Annotated in this window: 8 protein-coding genes and 1 rRNA gene; all 9 read right to left on the reverse strand. The window is 58.4% G+C overall.

The genetic code is table 11. The features are described 5' to 3' along the window. Positions 1 to 30: 30 nt before the first annotated feature. Complete coding sequence (gene rpoB / locus O4H31_RS15540; protein WP_269347182.1) at positions 31 to 4,167, reverse strand: DNA-directed RNA polymerase subunit beta; 4,137 nt, start codon at positions 4,165 to 4,167, stop codon at positions 31 to 33. A gap of 246 nt (positions 4,168 to 4,413) precedes the next feature. Next, the gene (gene rplL / locus O4H31_RS15545) at positions 4,414 to 4,785 is read right to left on the reverse strand and encodes a 50S ribosomal protein L7/L12 (protein ID WP_007118820.1); all 372 of its coding nucleotides are present in this window, start codon (positions 4,783 to 4,785) and stop codon (positions 4,414 to 4,416) included. A 74-nt stretch (positions 4,786 to 4,859) separates the two neighbouring features. Continuing rightward, the gene (gene rplJ, locus O4H31_RS15550) at positions 4,860 to 5,375 is read right to left on the reverse strand and encodes a 50S ribosomal protein L10 (protein WP_007118819.1); all 516 of its coding nucleotides are present in this window, start codon (positions 5,373 to 5,375) and stop codon (positions 4,860 to 4,862) included. A gap of 273 nt (positions 5,376 to 5,648) precedes the next feature. Further along, positions 5,649 to 6,347: a 50S ribosomal protein L1 gene (gene rplA / locus O4H31_RS15555; RefSeq protein WP_269347187.1), complete on the reverse strand. Its 699-nt coding sequence runs from the start codon at positions 6,345 to 6,347 to the stop codon at positions 5,649 to 5,651. A gap of 1 nt (position 6,348) precedes the next feature. After that, positions 6,349 to 6,774, reverse strand: coding sequence for a 50S ribosomal protein L11 (gene rplK / locus O4H31_RS15560; protein WP_067622128.1), 426 nt, complete (start codon positions 6,772 to 6,774; stop codon positions 6,349 to 6,351). Positions 6,775 to 6,920: 146 nt separating this feature from the next. Then, positions 6,921 to 7,454 (reverse strand): transcription termination/antitermination protein NusG, encoded by a 534-nt coding sequence (nusG, locus tag O4H31_RS15565; RefSeq protein WP_132446970.1) that lies wholly within the window; start codon positions 7,452 to 7,454, stop codon positions 6,921 to 6,923. Positions 7,455 to 7,662: 208 nt separating this feature from the next. Continuing rightward, positions 7,663 to 7,860, reverse strand: a complete 198-nt coding sequence (secE, locus tag O4H31_RS15570) for a preprotein translocase subunit SecE (protein WP_007118815.1) — start codon at positions 7,858 to 7,860, stop codon at positions 7,663 to 7,665. Positions 7,861 to 7,936: 76 nt separating this feature from the next. Continuing rightward, positions 7,937 to 8,545, reverse strand: coding sequence for a hypothetical protein (locus O4H31_RS15575; RefSeq protein WP_269347197.1), 609 nt, complete (start codon positions 8,543 to 8,545; stop codon positions 7,937 to 7,939). 201 nt (positions 8,546 to 8,746) lie between these two features. Beyond that, a 5S ribosomal RNA gene (rrf, locus tag O4H31_RS15580) occupies positions 8,747 to 8,861 on the reverse strand. Between the last annotated feature and the right edge of the window lie 124 nt (positions 8,862 to 8,985).

Raw genomic sequence — 8,985 nt, forward strand, 5'->3', positions numbered from 1 at the left:
CGGGATTTTTAAAAAATCCCGTTTACCGCGTCACTCATCCTCCTCCGCATCCAGGAGTTCCATATTCAGGCCGAGGCCGCGCACTTCCTTGACGAGAACGTTAAAGCTCTCTGGAATGCCCGCTTCGAAGTTATCCTCGCCCTTGACGATGCTTTCATAGACCTTGGTCCGGCCCGCGACGTCGTCCGACTTGACGGTCAGCATTTCCTGCAATGTGTAAGCGGCGCCATAGGCTTCGAGAGCCCAGACTTCCATCTCACCAAAGCGCTGGCCACCGAACTGTGCCTTACCACCCAGCGGCTGCTGTGTGACGAGGGAGTACGGCCCTGTCGAACGTGCGTGGATTTTGTCGTCCACCAAGTGGTGCAGCTTGAGCAGGTACTTGACGCCGACAGTCACGGGGCGGGCAAACTGCTCACCTGTACGACCATCGAACAGCACCGACTGACCGGAGGTGTCGAACCCGGCCCGCTTGAGGCTGTCGTTCACGTCCGCTTCCTTGGCACCGTCAAAGACCGGCGTGGCGATTGGCACGCCGCGGCGCACGTTACCAGCCGCTTCAAGCAGCGTGTCTTCGTCCATGCCGCTGATGCCTTCTTCGTAGACATCATCGCCATAGGCCAAGCTCAGCGCTTCGCGCACCGGTGTCAGATCGCCCGAACGGCGGTACTCTTGCAGCGCCTCGTCGACATTCAGGCCCAGACCGCGTGCGGCCCACCCCATATGCGTCTCAAGAATCTGACCAACGTTCATCCGGCTAGGCACACCCAGAGGGTTAAGGCAGAAGTCGACCGGGGTACCATCGGCGAGGAACGGCATGTCCTCCATCGGCACCACTTTCGAGATCACACCCTTGTTCCCGTGACGACCGGCCATCTTGTCGCCCGGCTGCAGCTTGCGCTTCACCGCGACGAAGACTTTGACCATCTTCATCACACCCGGGGGCAGATCGTCACCACGGCGTACTTTCTCGACCTTGTCCTCGAAACGCGCATCCAAGGTCCGCTTCTGGATCTCATACTGCTCGTTCAGGGCTTCGACGATCTTGGCGTCATCCTCGTCCTCAAGGGCCAACTGCCACCACTGACCACGGGTCAGGGTTTCCAGCAGTTCCTCGGTGATCTGGCTGTTCGCCTTCACGCCTTTGGGGCCTTTGACGGCGATTTTGCCAAGGATCATATCCTTGAGACGCGCGTAGATGTTGCGGTCAAGGATCGCCAGCTCGTCGTCCCGGTCACGGGCCAGACGTTCGACTTCCTCACGCTCGATCTGCAGCGCACGCTCGTCTTTCTCAACGCCGTGACGGTTGAAGACACGCACTTCGACAACAGTGCCGAAATCGCCCGGCTTCACCCGCAACGAGGTGTCGCGCACGTCAGAGGCTTTCTCACCAAAGATGGCGCGCAGAAGCTTTTCTTCCGGCGTCATCGGGCTTTCGCCCTTCGGGGTAATCTTACCCACAAGGATGTCGCCCGGCTCAACGTCCGCACCGATATAGACGATACCGGCTTCGTCGAGGTTGCGCAGGGCTTCCTCGCCGACGTTGGGGATGTCGCGGGTGATCTCTTCTGGCCCAAGCTTCGTGTCACGCGCGGCGACTTCGAATTCCTCAATGTGGATCGAGGTGAAGACGTCGTCACGGGAAATCCGCTCGGAGATCAGGATGGAGTCTTCGTAGTTGTAGCCATTCCACGGCATGAAGGCGACGACGACGTTCTTGCCGAGCGCCAGTTCCCCCATGTCGGTGGACGGACCATCCGCGATGACCTGACCCTTGGTGACCTTCTCGCCCACCTTCACCAGCGGACGCTGGTTGATGCAGGTGTTCTGGTTCGAGCGCTGGAACTTGCGCATGCGGTAGATGTCCACACCCGCGTCGCCCAGCTCAAGGTCTTCGGTGGCCCGGATCACGATACGGGAGGCATCGACTTGGTCGATGATACCCGCGCGGCGTGCCGTGTAGGCCGCCCCGGAATCGCGCGCCACAACTTCTTCGATGCCGGTGCCGACGAGCGGCGCTTCGGCTTGCAGAAGCGGTACGGCCTGACGTTGCATGTTCGAGCCCATGAGAGCGCGGTTGGCGTCGTCGTTTTCGAGGAACGGGATCAACGAAGCAGCGACCGAGACCAACTGCTTGGGCGAAACGTCGATCAGGTCCACGTTTTCTGTCGGGGCCAGCGTGTAGTCGCCGGACTGACGGGTCGAAACCAGTTCATTCACGAACTTCATGTTCTCGTCGAGGTTGGCGTTCGCCTGAGCCACGGTGTGGCGCATTTCCTCGGTCGCGGACATGTAGTGCACTTCGTCGGTGACGGTGCTGTCTTTGACAACGCGGTAAGGCGTTTCGATGAAGCCGTATTTGTTCACGCGGGCAAAAGTGGCCAGCGAGTTGATCAGACCAATGTTCGGCCCTTCCGGCGTTTCAATCGGGCACATCCGACCATAGTGGGTCGGGTGAACGTCGCGCACTTCAAAGCCCGCACGCTCACGTGTCAGACCGCCCGGCCCAAGCGCCGAGAGACGACGCTTGTGCGTCACTTCGGAGAGCGGGTTGGTTTGGTCCATGAACTGCGACAGTTGCGAAGAGCCAAAGAATTCACGCACCGCAGCCGCGGCTGGCTTGGCGTTGATCAGGTCTTGCGGCATGACGGTGTCGATCTCGACGGAGGACATCCGCTCTTTGATCGCGCGCTCCATGCGCAGCAGGCCAACGCGGTACTGGTTTTCCATCAATTCACCGACCGAACGCACACGACGGTTGCCGAGGTGGTCAATGTCGTCGATGTCGCCACGGCCATCGCGCAAGTCAACCAGCGCTTTGATACAGGCAACGATGTCGTCACGGTCCAGCGTGCGCTGTGTGTCGGGCTTATCAAGCGCCAGACGCATGTTCATTTTCACGCGGCCAACGGCCGAGAGGTCATAGCGTTCGCTATCAAAGAACAGCGTGTCAAAGAGCGCGGAGGCAGCCTCAACGGTGGGTGGCTCGCCCGGACGCATGACGCGGTAGATGTCCATGAGCGCGGTGTCGCGGTTCATGTTCTTGTCCATCGCCATGGTGTTGCGCATGTAGGGGCCGACATTGACGTTGTCGATGTCCAGCAGCGGAATCTCGGTGATGCCCGCGTCGATCAGCTCCTTCGCGGTGCCGCCGATCAGGGTGCCGTCTTTGTCGTATTCCAGCGTCAACTCGTCACCGGCTTCGACGTAGATCGCGCCGGTTTCCTCGTTGATGATGTCACGCGCGACGAACTTGCCAATGATGTGATCGAAAGGCAGCAGCAGGTCTTTGACCTTGCCTTCGTCGAGCAGCTTTTTGACCGCGCGAGGGGTGACCTTTTTGGTTGCTTCGAACAGGATTTCACCTGTCGCTGCATCCACCAGATCATAGGTCGGACGGGTGCCGCGCACGCGGTCGGGGAAGAAGGGTGCAACCCAGCCCTTGTTCTTCTCCAGCGTGTAGGTAACCGTGTTGTAATAGGCGTTCATGATCGCCTCTTGGTCCAGCCCGAGGGCATAGAGCAAGGTCGTCACAGGCAGTTTGCGGCGGCGGTCGATCCGGGCAAAGACGATATCTTTGGCGTCGAATTCAAAGTCCAGCCAGGAACCGCGGTATGGGATGATACGGCAAGCGAAGAGGAGCTTGCCCGAAGAGTGGGTTTTGCCCTTGTCGTGGTCAAAGAACACGCCCGGGGAGCGGTGCATCTGGGATACGATCACACGCTCGGTGCCGTTGACGACGAAAGTGCCGTTCGGCGTCATCAGGGGCATATCGCCCATGAACACGTCTTGTTCTTTGATGTCTTTGACCGACTTGGCACCGGTGTCTTCGTCCACATCAAACACGATGAGGCGCAGCGTCACCTTGAGTGGCGCGCTGTAGGTCATGTCACGCTGCTGACATTCCTCAACATCGTATTTTGGCTTTTCGAGCTCGTACTTGACGTATTCAAGGACGGAGGTCTCATTGAAATCTTTGATCGGGAAAACCGACTGGAAAACGCCTGTGATACCTTCACCATCGGTGGGGGTCTCGGCGTCGCCGGAATTCAGGAACAGATCGTAAGAGGATTTCTGAACCTCGATGAGGTTCGGCATCTCCAGCACTTCGCGGATTTTGCCGTAATATTTACGCAGACGTTTCTGGCCAAGGAAGGATTGTGCCATGTGTCGTGTCACCTTTCGTGTCTCTTGCCGAGCGCATCAACCACCGGGGCCGTGGTGCGCGCCCATAAGAGCGGAAAATCCGGGTCAATTCTTGGAATGCGTCCCACTGCATCCCTTCCGACCATGGACCTCTCCAGAGAAATACTCCGCTGCGCGGAACATTCGTCAAAACAGGTCAGGCTGGACAGGAAAACCTCCCGTCCAGCCTTTGTTCATGCGTGGTGCACGTTGCCGCGCACCTCTGGCTTAGGCCAGCTCGACTTCGGCGCCAGCTGCTTCCAGCTTGCCTTTGATCTCTTCGGCTTCGGCTTTGTCGACGCCTTCTTTAATCTTGCCACCGGCTTCGACCAGGTCTTTGGCTTCTTTCAGGCCGAGACCTGTGATGCCGCGAACTTCCTTGATCACGTTGATCTTGGATGCGCCGGCGTTCTTCAGAACGACGTCAAATTCGGTCTTTTCTTCTTCGGCAGCGCCGCCATCAGCAGGACCAGCCATCATCACTGCGCCGCCAGCGGCGGGCTCGATGCCGTACTCGTCTTTCAGGATGGTTTTCAGTTCTTGTGCTTCAAGCAGAGTCAGACCAACGATGTCTTCTGCCAGTTTTTTCAGATCAGCCATGTTTAGCTCTTTCCGTTACGATATGTGTGTTCCAACGCGCGTGTTCAACCCGAGCGCCGGCTTGACGATATGCCTTACGCAGCCGCCTTGTCCTCAATCGTGGACAAGATGGATGCGATGTTGCTTGCAGGTGCGCCAATGGCCCCGGCGATGTTCGAAGCAGGTGCGCCGAGCATGCCCGCGATGGTGGAGATAAGCTCCTCCCGCGAAGGCATTTTCGACACGGCTTCGACACCAGCGGCGTCCAACGCGTTCTCACCCATGGAACCACCGAGGATCACCAGCTTTGGGTTTTCCTTGGAGAACTCCTGAGCAACCTTGGCCGCAGCCACAGGATCCTCAGAATAGGTCAGAACGGTCATACCCGTCAGAAGGTCAGCGATGCTTTCGCATGGCTTGCCCTCAAGGGCGATCTTGGCGAGCCTGTTTTTGGCAACACGCACGGCCCCACCGGCAGCGCGTGCGCGCGCCCGAAGGTCCTGCATTTCGGCAACTGTCAAACCGACGTAGTGGCTAACCACAACGACGCCAGAGCTTTCAAAGATCTGGCCGAGTTCGTCGACCAGCTGTTCTTTTTGTGCTCTATCCACAGTTTCACTCCAAATTTGGGGGTTGCCCCCCGGCTCAGTTCAGGATGCGGTCTTCTGCATCCCATTCGGGTCCAATGTCAGGGTCCCGGCCAAAACCGCCCGAGGGCAGAATTTTTCCGGTTTCCCATCTCAGGAAGGAATTATTCAGGCCAAAGCCCAAACCCTCCGTCTCGGACAGACGCGCGGACCGATCTTTTGGTCCTTGCGTATCTGACGGCCGAAGCCGCCAAATCTCGGGTCGTAAGGTGGGAGGCTCGCCCCCACCCCACTGGATCACTCGGCGGTTGCGTTCTCGACAGCGACCGACACGCCCGGGCCCATTGTGGAGCTCAGGTTGATCTTTTTCATATATGTGCCTTTGGCACCGGCAGGCTTGGCTTTGGACACCGCGCCAACAAAGGCACGGATGTTTTCGGCCAGCTTGGCTTCGTCGAAGGACAGTTTGCCAACGCCTGCATGGACGACACCGCCCTTTTCGGCTTTGAACTGAACTTCACCGCCCTTGGCCGCTTTCACGGCGTCGGCGACGTCCATGGTCACGGTGCCAACCTTGGGGTTCGGCATCAGGTTACGGGGGCCAAGCACTTTACCCAGACGGCCAACGATCGGCATCATGTCGGGTGTCGCGATGCAACGATCAAAGTCGATCTTGCCGGACTGCACGGTTTCCATCAGGTCTTCTGCACCAACGATATCTGCGCCAGCCTTTTCGGCTTCTTCAGCTTTCGCGCCACGGGCGAAGACAGCAACGCGCATGGTTTTGCCGGTGCCGTTGGGCAGGCCGACAACACCGCGGACCATCTGGTCTGCGTGGCGCGGGTCAACACCGAGGTTCATCGCGATCTCGATGGTTTCGTCGAACTTTGCGTTTGCGTTTGCTTTGATGAGGCTTACCGCTTCTTCAACGGACAGGTCCTCTTTGCCAGCAAAGGCTTCACGGGCGGCGCGGGTGCGTTTTCCAAGTTTTGCCATCTTACTTCACCTCGATGCCCATGGACCGGGCAGAGCCCAGGATGATTTTCATCGCCGCTTCCACGTCGTTCGCGGACAGGTCGGCGGCTTTTGCTTCTGCGATCTCGCGCAGCTGCTTGGTGGTCACGGTGCCGACGGTCTCACGCGAAGGCGTCTTCGCGCCAGAGTTCACCTTGGCCGCTTTTTTCAGGTAGTAGGACGCCGGGGGCGTCTTGATGTCCATGGTGAAGGACTTGTCCTGATAGTAGCTGATCACGGTGGGGCACGGTGCGCCCGGCTCCATGTCTGCAGTCTTGGCGTTGAACGCCTTGCAGAATTCCATGATGTTAATGCCGCGCTGACCGAGGGCTGGACCCACGGGCGGGGACGGGTTTGCTTGACCCGCTTTAACTTGCAACTTCATCGTACCGACGAGTTTCTTGGCCATCTGACCATTCTCCTTTCAACACCCTTGGGGCGCGCCCCGCGGGATCTTCGTTGCGTGGTCCGGGTTGGGCGCCGCGGCGCCCTCGCCTCCCACAATGACCGACACCCTTGAGGCGCCGGGATGGCGGACCTGAGCCCGCCGCGCACTCAGACCTGTTTATTGACCTGAGTGAATTCCAATTCGACCGGAGTTTCCCGACCAAAGATCGAGACCGACACCTTGAGGCGCTGGTTGTCCTCGTCGACCTCCTCGATCATGCCGTCGAAGTCCTCGAACGGACCGTCGGCAACCTTGACCTTCTCGCCGATCTCGAAGTGGATCAGCGTGCGTGGGGCTTCTTCGCCTTCCTGCACACGACCCAGGATCGCCTGAACTTCGGCATCGCGCATCGGCATCGGGCGGCCCTGCGGGCCCAGAAAACCGGTGACGCGGTTGATCGAGTTAATCAGGTGATAGCCCGCGTCGGACATTTCCATATGCACCAGCACATAGCCGGGCATGAAGCGACGCTCGGTTGTCACCTTCTTGCCGCGCCGGACCTCAATCACCTCTTCGGTGGGCACCAGCACTTCGTCAATCTGGTCTTCAAGTTCCTGCTCGGCCACGGACGCGCGGATCTGCTCGGCGATCTTCTTTTCGAAGTTCGACAGGACACTGACCGAATACCACCGTTTTGCCATCTGAACTCTGGTCCCTGTCTTGCCATGCGGGCTGCCCCGGCATGTAAATTCGTCAATCACACGAGGCAGAAGCCCCGCAACATCTGAACAAAAAATCGGCGCGCAACTCGAATCGCCGCACGCCCCTTTTCAGGTCAGGTCTGCGCAATAGCCCGCGCAGACGCAGGTTTCAAGGGTGTAAAGATAAATTCACCCGCGCGGGCGATGCTTAGCCGAACATCCCAAGGATCTGCTGCAGACCGCCGCGGATCAGGATGTCTACGATCGCAAAGAAAACCGCCGTCAGCGCGGCGAGGATAAAGACCATCACAGTGGTCAGCATCACTTCGCGCTTGGTCGGCCAAACAACCTTGGCAACTTCGGTACGAACCTGCTGGATGAACTGAAGCGGATTGGTGGTGGCCATGACATCTTTCCTTGTTGCCCGATTGGGCGGATGTAACGGGTCCGCCCCCTAGTTTCAAGACACCATTGCGTGCAGCCTAGGCTTCGGAGTTGCGCAGACTGTCAAACCGGCGATCGAGGGCTTCGTCATGGCGGGTCTCAGCCGCTGCCATCTCGCCAAAGTCCGGCAGATAAAGCCCATCGACCATCCCTTCGGGAAAGCGATCAAGTACCGCATCCCATTTCATCGCGAAAGCATCCAAACCTGCATGAAGCGCCGCCGCCCGCTCTGGCCGCCGCGCGGCATACCAGCGCCCAAGCGCCAGTGCGCGCCCCCAAAACCCGTCATAACCAAGGGCGAGAAAGACCCCCAGCGTGACAAACACCGCGATGAAAACCACGCTCAGTACCAACCAAGGCCGCAGAATCACGGCGAGCGCAAACAGACTTAGCATCACCGCCCGAGGCGACGGTCGTTTCTTAGGCATCTTGAGCGGCAAACGTCTTGCGGTTTTGGCTTTGGCTACCTCCGGCTCCGGCAGCTCGGGAAAAGCATTGCGTCCGGAATGCCGATGTTTGGCGGGGGGCTGCGGTGCATCCATCGCGGTGCCCTCATGCCCCTCCGCCATCACGTTTCGGATCGCAGGCAGCGCGGTGGGGTCCAATTCAGATGCTGGCGAAGGGGCAACCTTATTTGTGGGGGTCATCTTATCGATCTCTCTAGATAGTTACGAGAGAGTTACCGATCTATTGCGCCCCCTGCAGGGCGGAAAGTGGACAGTTCTTGGGCATAGTGGGTTTGCGCCCCCCCCCAAAAAAAACAGAAAACCGCCGTAGCTTTATAGCTGCGGCGGTTTTGTTATTCTGTTGATCGTTGAGAGATACTATTTTTATCAGGAACTTATTAGGTTTGGCGATGACCTACTCTCCCACGTCTTAAGACGCAGTACCATCGGCGCTACGGCACTTAACGGCTGGGTTCGGGATGGGACCAGGTGTTTTGCTCGCGCTATGATCACCAAACCAAATAAATTCCTGAAGCGCTCTGCGCGTTGCGACGCAGAGCGTGTTCCAAGTCATGTACAACTGATTGTATGTGTATGCTTTTGCCCAGTTAAGCAGTCTTGCTTCTACTGGATCAAATCAA

The sequence above is a fragment of the Sulfitobacter dubius genome (genome assembly GCF_027214245.1).
Lineage (GTDB): Bacteria > Pseudomonadota > Alphaproteobacteria > Rhodobacterales > Rhodobacteraceae > Sulfitobacter > Sulfitobacter dubius_A.